This window comes from Hymenobacter lapidarius (genome assembly GCF_001816145.1).
In the GTDB taxonomy this organism is placed as follows: Bacteria; Bacteroidota; Bacteroidia; order Cytophagales; family Hymenobacteraceae; genus Hymenobacter; species Hymenobacter lapidarius.
In genome coordinates this window covers 1-22181 of sequence record NZ_MDZB01000109.1, presented here as the reverse complement: position 1 = coordinate 22181, position 22181 = coordinate 1, and the positions used below count along the sequence as shown (strand labels likewise).

17 protein-coding genes and 1 pseudogene are annotated in these 22181 nt (G+C 60.9%); 9 read left to right on the top strand and 9 right to left on the bottom strand.

Annotated features, from left to right (window positions below; genetic code table 11):
* Positions 1-41: 41 nt before the first annotated feature.
* From BEN47_RS11275 to alaS, 3 genes and pseudogenes are all read right to left on the bottom strand, one after another.
* Complete coding sequence (locus tag BEN47_RS11275; RefSeq protein ID WP_125921630.1) at positions 42-905, bottom strand: TonB family protein; 864 nt, start codon at positions 903-905, stop codon at positions 42-44.
* A gap of 191 nt (positions 906-1096) precedes the next feature.
* Positions 1097-1969 carry an energy transducer TonB gene (locus tag BEN47_RS11270; RefSeq protein WP_083322342.1) on the bottom strand — a complete coding sequence of 291 codons (873 nt, stop codon included), beginning with the start codon at positions 1967-1969 and terminating at the stop codon, positions 1097-1099.
* Between the two features lie 352 nt (positions 1970-2321).
* Positions 2322-5013 (bottom strand): annotated as a pseudogene (alaS, locus tag BEN47_RS11265) (alanine--tRNA ligase).
* 82 nt (positions 5014-5095) lie between these two features.
* Here alaS and BEN47_RS11260 point away from each other — a divergent pair.
* From BEN47_RS11260 to BEN47_RS11245, 4 genes are all read left to right on the top strand, one after another.
* Positions 5096-5458 (top strand): MerR family transcriptional regulator, encoded by a 363-nt coding sequence (locus BEN47_RS11260; protein ID WP_070728523.1) that lies wholly within the window; start codon positions 5096-5098, stop codon positions 5456-5458.
* A 96-nt stretch (positions 5459-5554) separates the two neighbouring features.
* Positions 5555-6016, top strand: coding sequence for an endonuclease domain-containing protein (locus BEN47_RS11255; protein ID WP_070728522.1), 462 nt, complete (start codon positions 5555-5557; stop codon positions 6014-6016).
* 9 nt (positions 6017-6025) lie between these two features.
* The gene (dprA, locus tag BEN47_RS11250; RefSeq protein ID WP_070728521.1) at positions 6026-7150 is read left to right on the top strand and encodes a DNA-processing protein DprA; all 1125 of its coding nucleotides are present in this window, start codon (positions 6026-6028) and stop codon (positions 7148-7150) included.
* A gap of 52 nt (positions 7151-7202) precedes the next feature.
* Positions 7203-8006, top strand: coding sequence for an aminotransferase class IV (locus BEN47_RS11245; protein ID WP_070728520.1), 804 nt, complete (start codon positions 7203-7205; stop codon positions 8004-8006).
* Here the strand turns inward: BEN47_RS11245 and BEN47_RS11240 are convergent.
* The 3 genes from BEN47_RS11240 to BEN47_RS11230 all read right to left on the bottom strand — a co-directional run bounded on the left by BEN47_RS11240 (position 7993) and on the right by BEN47_RS11230 (position 9827).
* The gene (locus BEN47_RS11240; protein WP_204378310.1) at positions 7993-8415 is read right to left on the bottom strand and encodes an energy transducer TonB; all 423 of its coding nucleotides are present in this window, start codon (positions 8413-8415) and stop codon (positions 7993-7995) included. The two genes, BEN47_RS11245 and BEN47_RS11240, sit on opposite strands and share 14 nt — an antisense overlap.
* 86 nt (positions 8416-8501) lie before the next feature.
* Positions 8502-9296: a thymidylate synthase gene (locus BEN47_RS11235; protein ID WP_070728518.1), complete on the bottom strand. Its 795-nt coding sequence runs from the start codon at positions 9294-9296 to the stop codon at positions 8502-8504.
* A gap of 291 nt (positions 9297-9587) precedes the next feature.
* Positions 9588-9827, bottom strand: a complete 240-nt coding sequence (locus BEN47_RS11230; RefSeq protein ID WP_070728517.1) for a hypothetical protein — start codon at positions 9825-9827, stop codon at positions 9588-9590.
* 161 nt (positions 9828-9988) lie between these two features.
* On the opposite strand from BEN47_RS11230, the gene BEN47_RS11225 reads away from it, so the two are divergent.
* The 4 genes from BEN47_RS11225 (at position 9989) to BEN47_RS11210 (ending at position 16324) form a co-directional block, all read left to right on the top strand.
* A complete protein-coding gene (locus BEN47_RS11225) occupies positions 9989-12325 on the top strand; it encodes an efflux RND transporter permease subunit (protein ID WP_070728516.1) in 2337 nt (778 codons plus the stop codon).
* A gap of 290 nt (positions 12326-12615) precedes the next feature.
* On the top strand, positions 12616-14037 hold the full coding sequence (locus BEN47_RS11220; RefSeq protein ID WP_070728515.1) for a Glu/Leu/Phe/Val family dehydrogenase: 1422 nt from the start codon (positions 12616-12618) through the stop codon (positions 14035-14037).
* Between the two features lie 89 nt (positions 14038-14126).
* The gene (locus tag BEN47_RS11215; RefSeq protein WP_070728514.1) at positions 14127-15290 is read left to right on the top strand and encodes a serine hydrolase domain-containing protein; all 1164 of its coding nucleotides are present in this window, start codon (positions 14127-14129) and stop codon (positions 15288-15290) included.
* Positions 15291-15454: 164 nt separating this feature from the next.
* Positions 15455-16324 carry an FKBP-type peptidyl-prolyl cis-trans isomerase gene (locus tag BEN47_RS11210; RefSeq protein WP_070728513.1) on the top strand — a complete coding sequence of 290 codons (870 nt, stop codon included), beginning with the start codon at positions 15455-15457 and terminating at the stop codon, positions 16322-16324.
* Positions 16325-16618: 294 nt separating this feature from the next.
* Here the strand turns inward: BEN47_RS11210 and BEN47_RS11205 are convergent, their stop codons facing one another.
* From BEN47_RS11205 to BEN47_RS11195, 3 genes are all read right to left on the bottom strand, one after another.
* Positions 16619-17212, bottom strand: coding sequence for a Riean_0653 family protein (locus BEN47_RS11205; protein WP_070728512.1), 594 nt, complete (start codon positions 17210-17212; stop codon positions 16619-16621).
* A 117-nt stretch (positions 17213-17329) separates the two neighbouring features.
* Positions 17330-20902 (bottom strand): DEAD/DEAH box helicase, encoded by a 3573-nt coding sequence (locus tag BEN47_RS11200; protein WP_070728511.1) that lies wholly within the window; start codon positions 20900-20902, stop codon positions 17330-17332.
* A 242-nt stretch (positions 20903-21144) separates the two neighbouring features.
* A complete protein-coding gene (locus BEN47_RS11195) occupies positions 21145-21447 on the bottom strand; it encodes a hypothetical protein (RefSeq protein ID WP_070728510.1) in 303 nt (100 codons plus the stop codon).
* A 16-nt stretch (positions 21448-21463) separates the two neighbouring features.
* Between BEN47_RS11195 and BEN47_RS11190 the strand changes: the two genes are divergently transcribed.
* A complete protein-coding gene (locus BEN47_RS11190; protein ID WP_125921628.1) occupies positions 21464-22087 on the top strand; it encodes a hypothetical protein in 624 nt (207 codons plus the stop codon).
* Positions 22088-22181: the final 94 nt, after the last annotated feature.

The following is a 22181-nucleotide window of genomic DNA, read 5'->3' as shown; positions in this document are numbered from 1 at the left end:
CGCGGCGTGCTCCAAAAACTTACTGCCCGCCGGCCCCAGTCCTACCAGCGGCTCGGAATCGGGCGCGGCGTGCTCAGCCCCTGCCCCTGGCGCGGGGGTAGCGGCACGGCATACTTCACGGGCACCACGAAGTAGCTGACCACCGTTTGGCCGTCGCGCCGCGCCGGTACAAACTGCCGGGAGAGCTTGGCCGCCGCCCGCAGCGCGGCGTTGTTCAGGGCGGGGGCGTTGGAACGCACCACCTGGTAGTTGGTCACGCGGCCGTCTTCGGCCACCACCAGTTCCACCAGCACTTCCCGCTTCCAACTGCCTGGCGACGCGGTGAGGGCCCAGCGGCCTTCGTTGTACATGGCATTGATTTCCTTCGGGCTCAGGCCGCGCCGCAAGCCGCGCTCCAGCTCGTCCATCAGGCCAGCATCGCCGCCGGGGTAGAGCGGGAGCTGCTCGTAGGCAAAGTAGGGCAGGTGGGTCCCGTCGGGGGCGTAGCAGTTGCCAACGCCGCTGCGGTCCTTGTCAAACCGGTCGCGCCGCTTCAGGGCCCCGTCGGGGTAGTAGGTAAGCAGGTCGCCGTGGCGCCGGCCGGCCACGTAGTCTTCCTTGGTGCTCATGGTGCCGTCCTCGTACCAGGTAGTGAGCGTGCCGTGAAGCACGCGGCGGCGCACGTCGCCATAGGGCACAAATTGCTGGAGTCGCCCCGAGGGGTAGTACACGCGCGTTACCCCCGTGAGGCTGTCGCGGAAGGTGGTTTCGGCGCAAAAGGCCGTAGAATCATCCGCCGTAGCGGGGCTGAAATCGGCATGAAAAAAGCTGCTTCCGGGCAACGGCAAAGCCGGCGCCGGAGCTTGCGACTGCGCCGCGAAAGGGAACGCCAGTAGCCATGCGGAACAGATGAGAAGTGTTTTCACCGGCAGTATGGGGTAGTATAAAAGGCGGAGGGCATTTACGGAGGCATATCCCTGGGGGTGTGCCACGAATTCCCCATAGGGGTTCGTGGTACCACTACTAGCAGCGCTAGCACCGGCATAGCTCGTTGTGGAATTAGTGGTACCACGACCAAATAATCGTGGCACCACCCCGATTTAGACCACCAAATGTTTTAGCGGCCGAGAAGCCCGGGAGGCTGCCCGTAGAACTCGGGAGGCTGCCCATAGAACTTCGAAGCGGCTTGCGGTGGTATCTCGAGCGTGAAAGAAACCGGCACTATAAAGTGGCATTTCACCACTTGGCCGTCGCGGCGGGCCGGCATGAACTGCCGCTTCAACTGAGCGACGGACCGCAGGGTGGCGGCACTCAGATAAGGGCTTCCGGACAGTACTACTCTGGCATCGGCCAGGCGGCCGTCTTCGGCCACGACCAGTTCAACCAGCACTTCACGTTTCCAGTTTTTGTGCGGCGTGTTCATTACCTGCGCAATTTCCTGGCGCATTTCAGCCGTCTCTTTCGGATTCAGGCGTACACCTCGCGTTATTTCTTTCAACAGCTCTGTTTCGCCGCCCGGGTAAAGGGGCAGCTGCTCGTAGCCGAAATAAGGCACAGGAGAGCCATCGGGAGCGTAGCACGACCCCACGCCGCCCCGTCCGTGCACATGTTGCTCTCGGCGCTTCGGGGTACCATCCGGGTAGTAGGTGAGCAGGTCGCCGTGGCGCTTGCCCATCACAAAGTCTTCCTTGGAGCGCATCGCGCCGTTCTCGTACCAGTTGGAGAGGGTGCCGTAAATTATGCGCCGCCGCACATCACCATGAGGAACGAATTGCTTGAGCTTTCCCGAAGGATAATACACCCGCATCATTCCCGACAGGCTGTCGCGGAACGTGGTTTCGACGCAGTATGCCAGTGAGTCGTCGGCCGTGGTAGCCTTAAAGTCCTCGGTGAAGAAATAAGCAACCGGATTGAGCAACCCCGGCCCTTGGGCCTGGCCGGCCAACGGCCAAGCTAGAAGCCATCCCAGGTAGAATATGCAGGTTTTCATGCAAGAACGTTTTAAAAGACATGAATGGAGCAACCTAGTCGTTATCAACACTTCTTATTCTTTCATCACAGTGCATACGCATTCATAAACCCAACCGCTATTTGATTGCGAAATTATTCAAACATTTGATTCTGATAATTCGCATATTAACACAGCTAGGGCACTTAATTCAACTAACAAGCTTCACGCAGAGCCCTCTTTAAGAGCAGTATTTATGTGGAATTACTCATGCCCTTTCAAATATTCAAAATAAGACGTTCCCACTGCATGCGGATTCAGGTCATACTTCAGGCTTTCCCAGGCTGCCGTATTCAAGCAGATGTTTATCATTATTAAAACAGGGAAACCGTTTTTATCCTCCATTTAATTTAATGCCATTAATAAGCCCTTCCGCCTTAGCAATAGCCGCCGCCAGCCCGGCCACGTTCTTGCCGCCGGCTGTGGCGAAGAACGGCTGCCCGCCGCCGCCGCCCTGGATTTCCTTTGCCAACTCGCGCACCAGCGTGGTGGCGTTTAGCTTACCGATTTTGGCAATTTCGTCGTCCAGCATCACGGCCAGTTGGGGCTTGCCGTCAATTTCGGCCCCGAGCACCAACACCAAGTTGGGCACTACCTGACGGAGGTTGAAGGCCAGGGTTTTGAGGGATTCGGCGGAGCCGGTCTGCACCACGGCGGCCAGGAAATTCACGCCGTTCAACTCCTTCACCTGAGTGGCGAGCTGGTCTTTCTGCTGGTTCAGGCTTTGCTGCTCAAACTGCTCCAGCTGCTTGCGGAGCGTGGTAATTTCTTCGCTCTGCTTTTCAATGCTGGGAATGAGATGCTGCGGGTTGCCCAGCGTCTCGCGCACTTGGCTGAGCAGGTCAAGCTGCTGGTTCACGTAGGCTTCGGCCCGCGCCGGTCACGGCCTCAATGCGGCGCACGCCAGCGCCCACGGCACTTTCGGTCGTGATTTTGAGGTAGCCGATGGTACCGGTATTGGGCACGTGCAGGCCCCCGCACAGCTCCACTGAGAAGCCTTTGTCGAAAGTTATGACGCGGACAAACTCGCCGTATTTTTCGCCAAACAGGGCCATGGCGCCCAAGTTTTTGGCTTTAGCGATGGGCACGTTGCGGCGCTCGTCGAGCGGGATTTGCTGGCGAATCTTCTCGTTCACGATGCGCTCAATCTGGCGCAGCTGGTCGTCGGTGACTTTGGTGAAGTGCGAGAAGTCAAAGCGCAGCAATTTCTCGTTCACCAGTGAGCCTTTCTGCTGCACATGGCTACCCAGCACCTCGCGCAAAGCGGCCTGCACCAAGTGCGTAGCCGAGTGGTTCTGCCGAATCTGGGTGCGACGGGCGGCATCGGGCCGGCTCATGAATTCGCCGGTCAGGTCCTGGGGCAAATCCAGAACGGTGTGCACGATGAGGTCGTTTTCGCGCTTGGTGTCAATCACCCGCAGCGTGGCAAAATCACCTTCCAGGAAGCCGGTGTCGCCCACCTGCCCGCCGCTCTCGGCGTAGAACGCGGTCTGGTCGAGCACCAGCTGGTACTCGGTTTTGCCCTTGGCCGTGGTCTTGCGGTAGCGCAAAATACGGGCCGGCGCGGCGTCGAGGTCGTAGCCCACGAAGGCGGGCTGCTCGTCGGTATCGGCCACCACGGTCCAGTCGCTCTGCTCGGTTTCCTGGGCGTTGCGGCTGCGGTTCTTCTGCTGCGCCAGCTCCTTCTGGAAGCCTTCCTCGTCCACGGTCAGGCCTTTTTCGCGGGCGATGAGGGCCGTAAGGTCCAGTGGGAAGCCGAAGGTATCGGACAGCTCGAACGCCGTTTTGGCGTCGATGCGGTTGCCGTTGGCGCGGGCAGCTTCTTCCAGCGCGTCGAGGCGGCGCAGGCCGGTTTCCAGCGTTTTCAGGAAGGCAATTTCCTCCTCCTCAATTACGCGCTGCACGAAAGCCGTTTGGGCTTTCAGCTCGGGGAAAATATTGCGCATCTGGTCGGCCAGCACGGGCACCAGCTTGAAAAGGAAGGGCTGCTTTTGGTTGAGTGACGAAAACGCGTAGCGCACGGCACGGCGCAGAATGCGGCGGATTACGTAGCCGGCTTTCACGTTGCTGGGCAGCTGGCCGTCGGCAATGGTGAAGGCGATGGTGCGGATGTGGTCGGCAATCACGCGGATGGCGATGTCCGTTTTCTCGTTTTCGGTGGTGGGCTGGTCGGTTACCTTGGCGGGCGCGGTGCCGTGGTACTCCACTCCTACTTCGTTGGCAATGAACTGAATAAGCGGCTGAAACACGTCGGTGTCGTAGTTCGATTTCACACCCGATACAGCCATCATCAGGCGCTCGAAGCCCATGCCGGTGTCCACGTGCTGGGCGGGCAGCTTCACCAGGCTCTTGTCGGCGAGGCGCTGGAATTCCATAAATACGTTGTTCCACACTTCCACCACTTGCGGGTGGTCGGCGTTCACGAGGTCGCGGCCGGAGGTGGCGGCCCGCTCCTCCTCGGAGCGCAGGTCGATGTGGATTTCGGTGCACGGGCCGCAGGGGCCGGTGTCGCCCATCTCCCAAAAGTTGTCTTTTTTGTTGCCGGGCAGGATTCGGTCGTCGGTGGTGTACTGGCGCCACAGGTTCTGGGTTTCGGTGTCGGCCGCCAGCTTGTCACCCGCGTCGCCTTCAAAATAAGTGACGTACAGGCGGTCCTTGTCCAGCTTGTACACGTCGGTGAGCAGCTCCCAGGCCCAGGCAATGGCGTCTTTCTTGAAATAATCACCAAACGACCAGTTACCGAGCATCTCGAACATGGTGTGGTGATAGGTATCGTAGCCCACTTCCTCCAGGTCGTTGTGCTTGCCGCTCACGCGCAGGCACTTTTGGGTATCGGCAATGCGCTTGTAGGGCGCGGGCTTGTTGCCCAGGAAATAGTCCTTAAACGGGGCCATGCCGCTGTTGATAAACAGCAGCGTGGGGTCGTCTTTCACCACAATGGGGGCCGAGGGCACGATGTGGTGGCCTTTCGAGGCGAAGAAATCGAGGAATTGCTGGCGAACAACGGCGGCGGTGGGGAGCGACATAAACAAGGAAGGCAACGCGGCCGGATTAGCAGCGAATGCGGTTTTTTTAGGTACTTTTCGGCTGAAAAGCAAAGGTAGCCATATGCCCTATAAAGAGCGCAGCATCGAGAAACAGTACTTTACCATCGGCGAGGTGGCCGCCCAGTTCAAGGTGGCCGAGTCGCTGGTGCGCTTCTGGGAGACCGAATTTGACGAGTTGCGCCCCCGCCGCAGCAAGAAAGGCAACCGCCTCTACACCCCACAGGACATCGAAGTGTTCCGCACCATCTACCACTTGGTGAAGGAACGCGGCTACACCATTCCCGGCGCCCGCGACATGCTCAAGCAAAAAGGCCCGCAGCTAAAGGAGAAGATTGACGTGGTACAAAGTCTGGAGAAAATCAGGGCGTTTCTGGTGAGTTTGAAGAAGGAGGTGGAGACGGCCGGAAAGGCGGAGCCGGAATAACCTCACCCCCCGGCCCCCGGTCCGCTTAATGCGCGAAGCCTTGGGTAGAGGGGGAGCCTGACGACTTTTTCAAATCCTACTCACCGCGTTTAATTGATGCGCACTGAATTAGATGATAAGCTGTCACACTATCACGCTTACATGACTAATGCAGAGCGGTGGCGGATACTAAAAGGCTTCGCCTACTCGAATCGTCATGGCTTAACGAAGGCGGAAAATGCGCTTTGGCAATTGCTGAGGAGCAATATTTTGGCGCCGCGCTCTCGGCGTCAACACGCTATCGAGCGATACATCGTTGATTTCACTTGCCTACCCGCCTGGCTTATTATTGAAGTGGATGGCGAGTATCATTTTGAAGTAGAGCAAGCCCAATATGACGGAGGCCGCACGCACGATTTACAAGAATTGGGGTTTCACAACAGGCGCTTTACCAATGAAGAAGTTCTACAGCACCCAACCCACATTCTAAACCTAATTTCTACCTACCTCAACAACTACTTACCCAGCCCAAAGTCATCAGGCTCCCCCTCTCCCCAAGGAGAGGGGGCCGGGGGGTGAGGTGAACCGATGAACGAACTCCTCTTCCACGAGCTGGCCCTTACGCTGATTCCCGGCATCGGCCCGCAGCTCACGCGGCAGCTGATGAGCTACGGCGGCTCAGCCAAAAATGTGCTGATGATGCCGCCCGGCAAGCTGCGCCGCATTCCCGGTGTGGGTGCAGCCACTGTGACTATTCTCACTGGCAAGGACCGTGAAACCGCTTTCCGCAAAGCCGAAGCCGACCTGAAAAAAGCCGAGAAGGACGGCGTGGAAATCATTTTTTACACCAGCAAACGCTTTCCCAACCGCCTCAAACAGATTCCAGACGCGCCCGCCATTCTCTACTATCAGGGCACGGCCGACCTGAACGCCCCCAAAACCGTGGCGCTGGTAGGCACCCGCAAAGCCACCGACTACGGCCGCGAGCAAACCGAGCGCATTGTACAAGGGCTGCTGCCCCACCGGCCGTTGGTAGTGAGCGGCCTAGCGTATGGCATCGACATCATGGCCCACCGCGCCGCTCTGCAGGAAGGCTTGGAAACCGTGGGGGTGATGGCTACCGGTCTGGACCGAATTTACCCGCACGCCCACCAAAAAACCGCCGATAAAATGCGCGAGCAGGGCGGTCTGCTCACCGAATTTCCCTTCGGCACGCCGCCCGACCGCTACAACTTTCCGGCCCGCAACCGCATTATAGCGGGCCTTTCCGACGGTACCGTGGTGGTGGAAGCCGCCATCAAAGGCGGCGCCCTTATCACCGCTGAGCTGGCCCTGAGCTATGACCGCGACGTGCTGGCCGTGCCCGGCAACCTGGGCTCGGAGGCATCGGCCGGCTGCAACGCGCTTATCAAAGCCAACAAAGCGGCCATTTACACCGAGCCGCTCGATTTGGAACAGCTGCTGAACTGGGACGCCGCTTTACACCAGTCGGGCAAGTTCAAACCCACCATTTCGTATTCGCCCGATGATTTTACGGCCGATGAATTTGGGCTGATAGCCGTGCTGGCCGCCGCGCCCGGCCGTGAGCTGCAAATGGACGAATTGGCCTGGAAGGCCCAGCTGCCCATCTACGCCGTGGCTTCGCTGCTGCTGGCCCTGGAGTTCCGGGGCGTGGTGCGGGCGCTGCCTGGCAAGAAGTTTCTCCTCTTCTGAACCACGGATTCATGGGGCTTTTTCAGATTTTACGGATTTTGTGGCTGGCGCGATGAAGCAATTGCTTTACAACGGCCGCTTGCAGGCCACGGAGGAATTTGGCCTGACGCTGCCCAACCGCGGACTGGCCTTTGGCGACGGTTTTTTTGAAACGCTGGTTTTCACGGCGGGCCGCCTGCGCCTCGCGGCCGAGCACTACGCCCGCATGCAGCAGGCCGCAGCGGCCCTCTACCTCACGCTGCCCGCCGCGCTGGCCACTGCCGAAGCCCTGGAAACCACGCTGGCCGCCCTCGCGCAAGCCAACGCCCTGCCCGACGCCCGCCTGCGCCTGCAACTCTGGCGCGGCGGCGGCGGGCGCTACACGCCCCTCACCGATGCCGCCGAATGGCTGGCCACCGCTGAGCCTTTTGTCGCCGATGATTCGCCCATTGCCAAAGCTGACTTTGCCCTCGAAACCCATTCCATTTATTCCCCACTCAGCTTTTGCAAAGGCCCGCAGGCGTGGCTCTACGTGCGGGCCGCCCACGAGCGGCAACAGCGTGGACTCGATGAAATTATTCTCTGCGATGCCCACGGACACGTAGCAGAGGCGGGCGCGGCAGCTATTTTCTGGGAGAAAGACGGCGTGCTGTTTACCCCTTCGCTAGAAAGCGGTTGCGTGGCTGGCGTGCGCCGGGCACAGGTGATGCGAGCGGCGCGGGCGGCGGGAATGGACTGCCGGGAAGGGCTGTTTGAAAAAAAAGAATTACTGGCGGCGGATGCAGCTTTTACGGCCAATATCGCGGCCGTCAGAACATTGCAAAGGGTTAAAAACACATTATTTAACGCTCCCAACACCGTTTTTACTGCATTCTGAAACGATAAGCAATAGTAATCGTATCAGTCGCCGCACCATTGGGCTGAAAGCGCAGGAAACGCGCCACCCGCAGGACTTCGGCGTCTAGGTCAGCATAGCCTTTTTCAGCATAGGAATCTTCTCCTCCTTCCGCTTTTAACTCGCGCCGCTTAATCATTGCTTGGCTTACAGCACCGGTGGCTGCAATTGTCAGGTGCACATATAGTATCCCGTCAATTCCTGCTCGCAGCGTATTACCTGGATACTTGAGTTGGCTATTTATAAAGTGGTAAAACTGATGAGATTCCCGGCGGCGGGCAGTATCGGTTTGCTGCCAGAAACGCGGCAGCATAGGCGAAACGACAGCAACACCGGGCACATTAGGCTTCGCTACTGGTGGCGGCACCCGGCGCTGCAAATGCAGTGGCATTCCGGGCGCGGAGTAGGTCTGTGCTTGCGCTGAGCAGCAGACGCCACTATATAAAGCGGTTAGTAGCAATAGTTTCATCCGGTTACCTAAACGGCAACCGGCGCTTTTATTGCGGGCCAGGGCTCATAGTTTTCCAGCTTAAAGTCTTCGTACTTGAACCCGAAAATATCCATCACCGCTGGGTTGATGCGCATCTGGGGCAGGGCGTGGGGCTCGCGGGTCAGCTGCAGGTTGGCTTGTTCGAGGTGGTTGCTGTAGAGGTGGGTGTCGCCGCCGGTCCAGATGAATTCGCCGGGTTGCAGGCCCGTCACCTGGGCCACCATGAGGGTGAGCAGCGCGTAGCTGGCAATGTTGAAGGGCACCCCCAAAAACACATCGGCCGAACGTTGGTAGAGCTGGCACGAAAGCTTGCCGTCGGCCACATAAAATTGGAAAAGCGCATGACAGGGCTGCAGCTTCATTTCGGGCAGCTCGGCCACGTTCCAGGCCGACACGAGGATGCGGCGCGAGTCGGGCTGGGTCTTGAGCTGCTGGATGATGGTGCTGATTTGGTCGATATGGCCGCCGCGGCCATCGGGCCAGCTGCGCCACTGGTGGCCGTACACGGGGCCCAGCTCGCCGGCGGCATCGGCCCACTCATCCCAAATTTTCACGCCGTGCTCCCTAAGGTAGGCAATGTTGGTGTCACCCTGCAGGAACCACAGCAATTCGTGGATGATGCTCTTCAAGTGCACCTTTTTGGTGGTGACCAGTGGGAACCCCTCAGCCAGATTGAACCGCATCTGGGGTCCAAAAATAGACACGGTGCCCGTGCCAGTACGGTCGGTTTTCACGGTGCCGGTGGCGAGGATTTGGCGGAGCAGGGCTTGGTATTGGCGCATAGCAAGAGGAGTAAAAGGCAAAAATAAGCACGCCCATACAGGCCCGCATTCGCGTTGTGCCACAAAACAGCCTTGGAGCGGTCCAACTCTGCTTAGAACGTACCCAATATAAACTGTCATGCTGAGTGCAGCTAAGCATCCTATCAGGGCAGAACCGGTCGTTCAGCGGTAATAGGAGGCTCCGCTCAGCATGAAAGTTCTGAGGCGGATTGGCATTTATAGAAAAACAGAAAGCCGCCTCGTTTCCAAGGCGGCTTTCTGTTTTTCTATAAATGCCAAAGCCAGCAGCAACTATAGCTTCACCGTGGCAGGGGCTTTCTCGGCGGGCTTCACGGCAGCGGTTTTGGCGCCTTTGTTCATGCAGCAGTTGGGCATGGCCGCAGCCATCTCCTTGCTGCAGCTGGCTTTAGCCTCAGTGGTGCAAACGGCTTTCTTCTTGCCTTTCTTACCTTCTTTTTCGTCGCCTTCGTGGGCGAAAGCGGTGGTACCGGTGAAAGCCAGCAATGCGAGGGCAAACAGGGTCTTTTTCATGATAATTGGGAAGGCAAGGAGAAACAAAAGATGAAAAAAGCGGGTTTGTGGCCTCTAAGATACACCTGCGGCAGTAGCTTTTATCGGCCCCCGGCGTTACTCGTTTGTACCTATTTTGATGCTGCTGGGTTGGGGTTTGTCCCGGCTGCGCGGCTTGCCCGATGCCCATCCGTCGCCTTGCCCACCTCACCCTCGTTCTGCTGGGCCTCATCACCGCCCTGAGCGCGTATTCGACCGCGCAACTGCGATTCAACTACAATTTCAACGACTTCTACCCTGCCGGCGACCCCGACCTCGACTATTACCAGGGCTACACCCAACGCTTCGGCAACGACAACGACTACGTGCTGCTGGGCCTGGAAGCCCCCGCCGGCAAAACGGTTTTCGACCCCGCTTTCCTGGCGAAGGTAGATTCCCTCACGCAGCTGGCCCGGCGCCAGCGCCACGTGCTGAGCGTGACCTCCCCCACCACCCTGGCCAACCCGGTAGTGGAGGGCCTGGGCGTATTCAATATCCCGTACCTGCACCCCGGCGCTTATGCGCAGGAGCCCGCCCGCCGGGCCGACGACTCCACCCTGATTTACCGCACGCCCGGCCTAGTGGGCAATGTTTTCAGCCCTGATGCCCGGGCGGTGGCGCTGGTCCTCCAAATCACCCCCGACCTGGAAAAGCCGCCCGGCGACTCGCTGTTTGCGGCCCTGCGCGGCGGCATCACCCGGCTGGGCCTGCCCGATGAGCAGGTGCATTTCGCCGGCAAGCTGGTGGCGCAGTCCGTGTTTGTCGACCGCCTGAAGTGGGAATTGGTCGTGTTTATGTCGCTGTCGGTGCTGCTGGTCACGGGGCTGCTCTGGCTCACGTTCCGCACGTGGTGGGGCGTGGTGCTGCCGCTGATAGTGGTGCTGGGCGCCATTTTGTGGGGTCTGGGCGTAATGTCGGCCTTCGGCGTGAGCATCGACTTGATGACGGCCCTGCTCCCGCTCATGCTCTTCGTGGTGGGCATGAGTGATACCATTCACATCATCAGCCGCTACGTGAGCGAGCTGGGCTACGGCGCCGGTAAAAAGGAGGCGCTCTGGACCACCATCAAAGAATCCGGGTTTGGGTCAGGGCTTTCGGCGCTCACCACCAGCCTGGGGTTTTTCACGCTGATGACGTCCACTATCCGGCCCATTCACAATTTCGGGCTGTTTACGGGCGTGGCCATTATCCTGGCTTTTATCCTCAGCTTCACGCTGCTGCCGGCCATGCTGGTGCTGCTGGGCAAGCCCCAGCTGCGCGAGCCGCGCCGCCAGGGCCACAGCTGGGACGGCGTGCTGGGCCGCCTGTTTCGACAGGTGCTGCTGCGCCGCCGGCTGGTTTTCATCGTGAGCGGGCTGGTGCTGGCCACGGCCATCGGCCTGTCCACGCGGGTGCGCATCAACTCGGCCCTGCTCGACGACCTGTCGAAAAGCGACCCGGTGCGGCAGGATTTCGCCTTTTTTGAGCGGCAGTTTGCCGGGGTGCGTCCCTTTGAGATGGAGCTAAAGCCGGCGTCCGGCCGCAACATCTACGACCTAGACGTGCTGCGGGAAACCGAGAAAATTGAGGGCTACCTCGAAACTACCTACGGCCTGCGCTTCGCCGCCTCGCCCGTCACGCTGGTCAAGTCGGTGCGCAAGGCCCTGAACGGCGGCGGGATGGCCGAATACCGCCTCCCGGCCGACACACTGGAGCTGAAACGCCTGCGCGGCAAGCTCAGGCTGTTCCGCAAAAAAGCAGAATTCAGCGCCCTGGCCCTGCCCGACGGCTCGGCCGGCCGCCTCACGGGCCGCATGGCCGACGTGGGCAGCGTGCAAGCCGGCAAGCTGAACGACGCCTTGCGCCAGCACCTGCGCGCCACCGTTGACTCCACTGTGCTGACCACTCGCCTCACGGGTTCGTCTAACCTCATCGACAAAAACAACGAAAACCTCACCCTGAACATGATTCAGGGCATGGCCATTGATGTGCTGATGGTGACGCTGATTGTGCTTGGGCTGTTTAAATCCCTGCGCATGACCATCGTGGTGCTCATCCCCAACCTGCTGCCCATCGTCATTGTGGCCGGGGTGATGGGCCTGGCCGGCGTGAGCATGAAGGTGAGCACCAGCATCATTTTTACCATCGCCTTTGGCATCGCCGTCGACGACACCATCCACTTCATCTCGAAGCTGCGGCTGACGTTAGCGAAGGAACCTGACATTTTCAAGGCCGTGCGCCGCACGTATCTGCTCGCGGGCAAGGCGGTTATCACTACCTCCCTGATTCTGGTGGGAGGCTTTTCCACCCTGCTTTTCTCCAAATTCGACGGCACGTTCTACGTCGGCCTGCTCATTGGCCTGACGCTGCTTTTCGGCGTGGTGGCCGAGCTAACGCTGCTGCCGCTTCTGATTCTCTACTTCTACAAGCGGCCCAAGGCTAAGGTGGTACTGCCCGATGAGCTGGTGGCCGAGTCTCAGAACCAAGGCCAGATAAAGTAACTGACGTTAGTTGCTGGGCTGTCGCGCGTCTGTGACGCGTGGCTGACTGGTTTCGAGCCTGCGACTTGGGCCGGCAGTTTTTTACGGCCCTAACGCGCGCCATTCACCGGCGGGACGCAGGCTCGGCGCCAGTCGGCAGCGCGTTGCAGACGCGCGCCAGCCAACGGCCAGGGCCAGATAAAGAATAGGGCACGATGCGATGCTTCGCGCCCACTGCTGGTTCTCAACCGGACAACGGTGCAATAGGATTTGCCGTTAGCAGGCGCATACTGCCACCTAAACTTGTAAGCATGAGCCAGCCAATAGAGGGAAAGGATTTCTACGACAGCGTGCTGCAGTTTTACGACCAGGCCGCTAGCTTCTCCAAGCTCGACCCCGGTATTCTGGCCCAAATCAAGGCTTGCAACAGCATCTACAAGGTTAATTTCCCGGTGGAGGTCGAAGGGAAAATCCAGGTGTTTGAGGGCATTCGGGTGCAGCACAGCCACCACAAGCTGCCCAGCAAAGGCGGCATACGCTACAGCGTGCACGTGGACGAAGACGAGGTAAAGGCGCTGGCCACCCTCATGACGTTTAAGTGTGCCTTGGTCGATGTACCCTTCGGCGGTGCCAAAGGTGGCGTAAAAATCAATCCCCGCACCAGCTCCGTCGAAACGCTGGAACGCGTGACGCGGCGCTACGCCAGCGAGCTCATCAAGAAAAACCTCATCGGCCCCGGCACCGACGTGCCCGCGCCCGACTACGGCACCGGCAGCCGCGAAATGGCCTGGATTGCCGACACCTACCTCACCTTTAAATACGGCGACACCAGCGCACTGGGCTGCGTCACGGGCAAGCCCGTGGGCCAGGGCGGCATCAGGGGCCGCACGGAAGCTACCGGTCTGGGTGTGTTTTTCGGCTTGCGTGAGCTGTTCAACGACGAGGACATGGTCAAGAAAATCGGCCTGGGCAGCGGCCTCAGCGGCAAGCGCATCATCGTGCAGGGCCTGGGCAACGTGGGCTACCACGCGGCGCACTTCCTGCAAAAAGACGGCGCCCTGATAACCGGCATTGCCGAGCGGGAAGGTGGCATCTACCACGCCGATGGCCTCGACGTGGAAGCCGTGGTGCAGCACCGCACCGACAGCGGCTCGATTCTGGATTATCCGGGGGCCACCAACGTGCCCGATACCGCCGAGCTGCTGGAATATGAGTGCGACGTGCTCCTGCCCGCTGCTCTCGAAAACCAGATTCACGAGGGCAACGCCGCCCGCATCAAGGCAAAAGTAATTGCCGAAGGAGCCAACGGACCCGTTACCCGGGGCGCCGAAAAGATTCTGCTCGAACGCGGCATCGTGGTGCTGCCCGACCTGTACCTGAACGCCGGCGGCGTCACGGTTTCGTACTTCGAATGGCTGAAAAATCTATCCAACGTCCGCTTTGGGCGCATGGGCAAGCGCGCGGAGGAGGCCTCCCTGCAGCGGCTGGTGAACACCATTGAGCAAAGCACGGGCAAAAGCATCAGCCCGCAGGAGCGCGCCCTCATCGTGCACGGCACCGACGAAATTGACCTCGTCCGCTCCGGTCTGGAAGACACCATGATAGTGGCCTACCACGAAATTCGGGCGGTGATGAACGACGTGAAGGGCATCCAGGACCTGCGCACGGCGGCGTTTTACAGCGCCATTGAGAAAGTGGGCGTGAGCTACCAGTCACTCGGCATCTTTCCGTAGGCTTGCTCCGAGTGGCCCGAAGGGGGTTTGCGCTCAAGCGCAAACCCTTTTTTACGGGCATACATAGCAGGGGGCCTTACTTTGGGCCTATGGTAAGAAAAATACTCCTGCTACTGGTGCTGCCCCTGGTGTCGGCCTGCACCCGTCCGGCCACTCCCACCACCGACGCCACGGCCGGGCCCGCTGCCTATTTCCCGCCTCCCGGTACCGCCTGGCAGCGGCAGGCTCCCGCTGCAGCCGGCTTCGACCCGGACCGCCTGGCAGCCGCCGTGGCCTTTGCTCAAACCCAGGAAACCACCCAGATGACGCCCAACTTCTCCACCCAGGAGGAGATTTTCGGGAAGCTCCTGGGGCCCATGCCCACCAGCCGCGCGGCCACAAATGGCCTCATCCTGCGCCACGGCTACATTGTAGCCGAATGGGGCGACACCCAACGCCCGGACCCCACCTACAGCGTGGCCAAGAGTGTACTTTCCACCATTCTGGGCATTTCCCTTGACCGTGGCCTGATTAAGGACATTCACGACCCTGTGGCCGGGTATATCAAGGACGGCGGCTATGACTCCGAGCAGAACCGGCAGATTACCTGGGAGCACCACGCCCGCCAAACCAGCGAGTGGGAAGGCGAGCTCTGGGGCAAAAACGCCAATTTCCTGGGGAAGGAAGCCTTCGGCAAGGGCGAGCGTAAACCCCGCGCCATTCAGGCCCCCGGCACGTATTACGAGTACAACGACGTCCGCATCAACCGGCTGGCCCTGTCGCTGCTGCGCCTCTGGGAGAAGCCCCTGCCCGCGGTGCTGAAAACAGCGATAATGGACCCCATTGGCGCCTCCGGCACCTGGCAGTGGGTGCCCTACCCCAACGCCGTGGCCACCGTGCAGGGCAAGGCCATGCCCTCCATGAGCGGTGGCACGCGCTGGGGCGGTGGCCTGGTCATCAATGCCCGCGACGAGGCCCGGTTTGGGTACCTGATGCTCCGGCAGGGCCGCTGGGGCCGCCGCCAAATCGTGTCCCCTACCTGGATAAAGCAGGCTACTACCCGCGGCCCGGTAGGCCCCGACTACGGCTACCTCTGGTGGCTGAATACCGAGCAAAAAGCCTGGCCCGATGCACCAGCCACCAGCTACGCCGCCCTGGGCGCGGGCCAAAACACCGTGTGGGTAGACCCCGAGCACGACATTGTGGTGGTGTGGCGCTGGCACAACGGCAGCCCCAACGAATTGATTAAGCGGGTGCTCACGGCGCTGAAATAATTACTGCGGCAAGCAGTCCGGGAACTCAGCAGCAGGCGGCTGGCATTATGGCAGCGGGTCCGGGGCGCACATCTATGCCCTTCAGGGCGTATTTTTACAACAAAAATCAAAACATGAAAACACCGTTTTACCGGGTTGCGCTCCGCTTCCTTTTACTGCTATCGTTGACTGCCACGGGCTTGGCCGCCACCTCCTGCAAGAAAGACACTCCCGAGGCTAAGGATTTTAGTGGAATCGACGACGACATTATCAAAAAATACCTGGCCGATAATAATATCACCGATGCCGTGAAGCAGCCCAACGGCATTTACTTCCGGTCCATATCCAAGAGTGCCACCGGCGCCAAAATCACGCCTGGCGCTTACGCTTCAGTGCTCTACACCGGCCGTCTGCTCGATGCCGCGGGAACGGTGTTCGATGCATCTTCCAAACGAAATAACGTGCCCATCAACTTCATTGTGGGCTCCAACCAGTTGATTCGGGGCTTTGAGTCGGGTATTGCGCTCATGAATTACGGCGACAAAGCCGAAATTTATATCCCCTCAGCCCTGGCCTACGGCTCGTCGAGCAGCGGCGCCATTCCGGCCAACGCGGTGGTGCGCTTCGAGGTGGAAGTAGTCGATTACAAAGTCGTGGACGACGCTCTAATCACAAAGTACCTGACTGACAAAAGTATTACCACGGCTCAGAAACAGCCTTCTGGCTTGTATTTCTTGCCCATCACTACCGACCCCAACGGGGCGCGGCCTGTGGCAGGCTCCACGGTTTCGGTGCTGTACACCGGCCGCCTGTTCGACGCCGCCGGCACCATTTTCGATGCCTCCTCCCGGCAGAACAACGTTCCCCTGCGTTTCGTAATTGGTTCCAATCAAGTCATTAAGGGCTTCGAGGAAGGTATTTTGCTGATGCGCAAAGGCGAAAAGGCCGAAATCATCATTCCTTCGGGCCTGGCTTACGGTTCTACGGGCGCCGGAAACGTCATTGCTCCTAATTCGGTAATTCGGTTTGAGGTGGAGCTGGTAGACGTTAAATAGCCCGCGCAGCACCAATTTATTAAGAAGCTACAGAAGTAAGGGGCGGTAGTGCGAACTGAGTAGTTCGTGCTGCCGTCCCTCTTACGTGGTGCAGACCTGCGAACTGGATATCTCGCGCCATCTCTCGGAATTGGGCCTGGGCCGGCTGGCGAAAGAGCTACCCAGCGCCAGCAACTGAAGGGTACAAAGCTTCTTTAGTAAAGGGGGTTTGGGATGAAAAAAGATTCTTTATATCAACAATGGAATCAAGGCGACAAATTTAAAAGTCGGGCTGAGGAAGCACCGGTAAGGTGCCTAAAACTTACAGTCGAACCGGCCCTCGGTGACGCGCACGGTGGTTCCGCCCGAAGCCTGGCGGGCCGTGAACTCGAACGTGCCCGACACGACGCGGGCCAGGGTGTCGAACCGGGTCACGACCACGCGGCCAGGCGCATCGGGGCCCGTGAGCAGCTCCCGGTTCGGATTGGTCTTGTAGAAGGTGAAGGCAGCGTAGCCGATAGGGCCGCTGCTGACCAGCGGGCGGGGGGTCTGGTCGAGTACAAAAGTGCCGGGTCGGGTGATGCCGGGCAGGTGAAGTTTCACGCCCGTGGCGTCATGCACCTGCGCCTGGTCGTCAATGTACTTGGCGAAGGAAAGCGCGAGGTGGGGCCGCCCGACTGAGAAATTGTCCCATTCGGCCGTCAGGGCGTACGCGCGAAGGGCCCCAATGCCGGTGCCGCTGTGGTGGGCGACCCAGGGCAGGCCGTCCACGAGGCAGCCGGCGGTGTTCGCGCCGGTCTGGGTGGCTTCGGGCATGGGCTGCACCGGGTAGGCGCCTTCGCGCTGCATGATGCACTGGGTCAGGCCCAGCAGGGCCGGGAGCAGCAGGACGGGGATATAATTTTTCATGGGCAGACGCAAAAGACAAATTACTGGAAGCCACTTCCTAACGCAGCTTAGGCACAATGCAGCGCGTTTCTATTCACGCACAATTTAGGGCTCCGGCTGCTGAAAGCAAATACCGGCTTACCGCACCCGGGCCAGCAGCGCCGCGTGGTGCGGCGCCCGGCTCAGCACCTCCTCATTGCCGAGCAGCACCAGCTGCTGGCGGGCCCGCGTAAGGGCCACGTTTAGCTTGCGGTCCACTTTACCCGTTTCATCGGGCGACACCATCAGCTCCAGCTGGTGCTCGTGGTGGCAGCAGAAGCTCACGATAATCACCTCGCGCTGGCTGCCTTGGTACCGCTCCACGGTATCGACGCTCACCAGCACCAGCGCGGGCAACTCCAGTTCCACGGCCAGCTGCGCCAGGCGGGCCCGGATGCGCGCCGACTGGTTGCGGTAGCTGGCAATGATGCCCAGGGTGGTTTCGGGGTTGAAAAGCGGGCCGTAGCCCTGCACCACGTAGGCCGCCGCCTGGGCAGCCAGCTCGGCCTCCTGGCTGGATTCTTTCATGGATAAATCCTCGGGCTGGCGGCGGGTGGGCACAAACACCACCCGCTGGCTACGCACAGCGGCGGCCAGCTCATTGGTGGCGGCCGGAACTGGCCAGGTATTCCGGTCCAGCGGCGCGGCCTGCCACGGCTGGGGGCAGCGCAGCTGGTTTTCGTAAAAGTCCTGGTTGACCAGCGCGGCCAGGTCCTGGTGCATGCGGTACTGGTCGGCCAAGGTGCCGTGGGCGTGGGGCCACTGGGCTTCGGCGCGGCGGAACAGGCGCTCGAAGTACGAGTTGCGCAGGTTGGTGAGGCCCAGCTCGTGGCGCAGCAGGTCGGCCACCTCGGGGGCGATGGCGCTGGTTTCGGGCTCCTGGGCCACCACGGCCGGCAGTTGCCGGTGGTCGCCGATGAGAATAAACTTCTTCACCTTGGCTAGCAGCGCCAGCATGGGCGACTCCAGCACCTGGCTGGCTTCATCCACCACCGCCACGTCGAATTGCTTAAGCACGAACAGCTCGGGCTTGCCCAGCAGACTGGCCACCGTGCCTACGTAAAAGGGGCAGTTGCCCAGCCGCTCGCGCACCGCTTGGCGATTGGGGCAGTCGCGCAGCATGTTGTCCAGCAGGTAAGGCCGGTAGTGTGGTGCCGTGCCCAGCCGCGACCCCACCCGAATAAAGGGCAAGCCCGCATCCACCAATTGCTCGCATATTTCGTCCACGGCGCGGTTGGTGTAAGCAGCCAGCAGCACCTGCTTGTCTTGCTTATAGAGGCTCGCGGCTAGCTCCCGCAGCACGGCGCGGGTCTTGCCGGTGCCGGGCGGGCCGCAGAGCACAAACCAGTCGGGCGCGGCCAGGGCGCGGGCCACCACTTCGGGCGCCGTGGTGGCCGGTGCGCTGGCCACTGCCCAACCTTCCGGCACGCGGGGGCCGGTGCGGGCCAGCAGGCGGCGGCGGCGCTCCGGCGCCAGGCACAGAAACGCCGAAAGGCCGGCCCACTCCCGCCGAAAGGTGTCGTAGGTATCGGGCTCCAGCGCCCAGTGCGAATGCCCCATCAGGTAACGCGGAGCCATGCGGCGGTTGCGCACGCTCAGCACCACTTGCCCGTTGGTGCCCAGGTCTTCGGCCAGCACCACTTTCACTACCTGCGCATCGAGCACCGTGAGTTGCGATGTTGCCGGCCCCGCCCCATCGGCCTCCTTGCGGTGGCGGCGGCGCGGGTACAGAATGAGCGTATCGCCGGCGCGGAAGTTCACCTCCCGGCCACCGGCGGGGCGCTGAAAAACGAGGTGCGGCCCCAGCCCGTCGCGGGCGTCGTCATCGGCATTGCTGTGGTCTCCCAGCAGCACCAGGTCATCGAGCAGGCTGAAGTTCTGGTGCTTGCGGGCCTGGGGCAGCAGCCAAAGGCCCGCCTGGCCGCCGGCATCGCCGGGCCTGGCCTCATCCCCAAGCAGAGTCAGGCGCATTTCGCGGGCCGAGAAGCGGGCCAGCTCCAGGCAGTAGGCGCGCTCCACGGGGTCGGCGGCGGCCCAGGCGTTGGCTACTTTTTCAGCTTTGGCTTTGCCGAAGGATGGTAGCGCGGCGAGGTTGGGCTTGAGCACCGGGGCCAAGAGGTAGGCGGTTTGGCGGGGGCCGGTGGCGCGGGCCAGCTGCAGCTCCACCCCCACCAGCTGGTTGCGGGCCGACAGCAGTCGGTCAATCATTGCCTGGTCCTGGTCGACGCGGCGCACGGCGGCCTGGCCGCTGGCGGCGTTGGAGTAAAGGATGCTGGTTCGGCCCCGGCCAGCGGTTTCGCCATCGGCGCCAAACACGGATTCGAGCAGCAGGCGGTAGAGCTGCGCCTGGGCGGCGTGGTTGCTCCAGGGCTCGGCGTGAGGCACTTTGGTCGAGCTTTTCAATTCCACCAAATCGTAGCCCGTGGCGCTTTCGTGCAGCAAGTCGAGCCGGCCCTGTAGGCCGTAGGTGGCCGAGAGAAACGTAGGCTCCAGAAAGCAGTCGGCCAGACGGAGCGGCTCCTGCTGGTAGCCGGTGCGACTCTGGGCCACAAAGCCCTGCGCCCGGGTTTCGCGCAGGGTGCGGTGGTGTCGGCGCAGGTCGTTGAGCAGCTCGGGCACGCCGGTGCGCGTCTGGAACTCGGGCAGCGTGCTCAGGGCCAGCGGCGCCGCCCGAAACAACCGCTGCCGCAAAAACTTATCAACGTTAAAGTCTTCGTCATCGACGGTGGTGCTGGCAGTGACGCCCTTGGGGTCTGCCGACGGCGCGGCATCGGCACTTTCCTCTTCGCCCGCTGGCATGAGTTGCGGAGCCAGAGTTTTAGCCAAGGCTGCTTTTTCTACCTGGCGGGCGGCGTGGCTTACTTCTTCGTCCAGCAGCAGATTGACTAAGTTCCCCAGAACTAATGGCCGCGAAGTTTCGTCGGGCAGAAACGCATTCAGCAGGGCCCATTCCGGGATGGTGGCGGTGGCCTGGGCGCATTCGGCCACGGTGGTCACGCTTATCAGGTAGTCGGGTTCGAGCACCACGCGCCGGGCGCGCACGCTGCCATCAGGCAGTAGCACCGGCCCAATGAGGTGCAGCGTGGGATGCAGCGCGGCGGCCAGCGGCAGCACATTTACATAAGCTGCGGGCAATTCCAGCTGGAAGGGGCCGCTGGGGCAGCCATCGGCGGAAGTGGCCATTTCCACGGTGATGACGCCGGTGACCTCATCAGCGTGCAGCACGTTTACCCGCCAGGCGCGGCCAGCGGCACCGGCATCGGGTAAGAAATTATTGGAGGCCGCGGTGGTTGCCGGGCGCTCGGTTTCCGGCAGCGGCTGGTGCCAGGCGGGGCCCTCGTAGGCTTTGCCCGTCAGGTAGAGCACCAGGGCGGCCACGGCCGCGAAGCCACGCGCCACTTCGGCCACGGTTCCGGCATAGCTTTCGTGCACCACCAGGTTGGCCGACAGCCGCAGGGCCTGCAGCTCCTGGCGGAGCGGCAGCGGCAGGCTGCGGCCATACGCCACCAGGCCAATGGCCTGGTTCAGGTTCACAAATGGAGCTTCCTGCTGCTTGCATTCGTCGCGCAGCACCGTTTCCAGCAGCTTGCGCAGCTTGGGGAGTTGGTCGGCGGGGGCGGCCGTAGCATCGGCTGCTAAAGCTGCCAGGCGAGGATAGTAGCGGGTGGGCATTGAAGGTAGAATAGCGACGGCAATACCTATAAAAGTAACGGATTTGTGGCCAACGCCCGGCCGCGTGTTCGCTGCTAGCGGGCGCCGGTGAAGCCCACGGGAGCCAGCAATTTTCCGCCCTGGCACATGTTGATGTGCAGGGTGACGGGCGTATTTTTGCCGGCCTACGTCACTGCATACACATCAATCATCACGGCATTGTCTATAGCGCCGCGCCGGGTCCTCAAAGCACAGCAGCTGGCCTAACGCTCATACGGCACCGCCTGGCCTTGCGGGCCTTTGAGGGCATTGAGGTAGCGGAGCTGGTTGCGCAGGCTGGCCGAGCGGGCACCGCCCACGCGCACAAGGTTTTTCTCGCTGTAGCCGCAGGTTTTATCCGTGCTCACGTCCCGCAGCACAAAGGGCAGACTAATGCTGCTCGCGGTTTCGCTGGCTGCACCGGGCATGGCGGCCATCCCGTACAAGGCTGGCACTTTTTGATTGGCCGTGCACCCCACTGCCAGCATTCCAACTACACCCCACAGGAGCCCCGTATAGTTCTTCATCACCGCTAAATTTATAATGACATCTTCCCTGCACCCCACCTGCCTGTTGCCACAAAGAACGCAGCCCCGGCCCAGATTGGCCGTTGTTGGCGTGCTGGCCCTGCTCTCCTTTTTTGGCAGCGCGCTGATTTCGCCCGCTTTCGGGCAGCCCGATACGCTCCCGCCCGACAGCCGTTTGCCCGGCCTGCTGCGCGAGCGCGGCGTGCTCACCCGCCGCTACGCTGCCGCCACGGCCCAGCGTCACAGCCTGTTCGGCAACAAGCCCTCCAAAAAGGACTTGCAGGAAGTGGTAAACGCCCTACAGGGCATTGTTGACAAAGACCAGCAAATTGTGGACGTGCTGAACGAAACGGCCCGTAAGGCCCAAAGCACTTCGGTGCGCCTCGCCGCCACCACCACCACGCTCGAAAGCACCGGCCGCGACGACCGCAACCTTACCGCTCAGCGCCTCTCGGAGCTACAAAATGAGTCCGAAAACCTGCGTCAGCGCGAAAAACAGCAGCTTGACCGCCAGCGCGACCTGCAGGCCGAGGTAGCCGAAGCCAAGGAAGGCCAGTTTGTGCGCGACGCGCTGATTGCCTTGTTGGCGGTAGTGAGCGTGGGCTTGCTGGTGGCGCTGAGGCGCAAGAATAAGAACTAAACGACTATGGACTGGAAGTCCATAGGTTTGGGTTGCGAATGGAATTCGCGGGTTTCGGCTAAAGCCGACTGAAAGAAACCACTGAAAGTGGGTT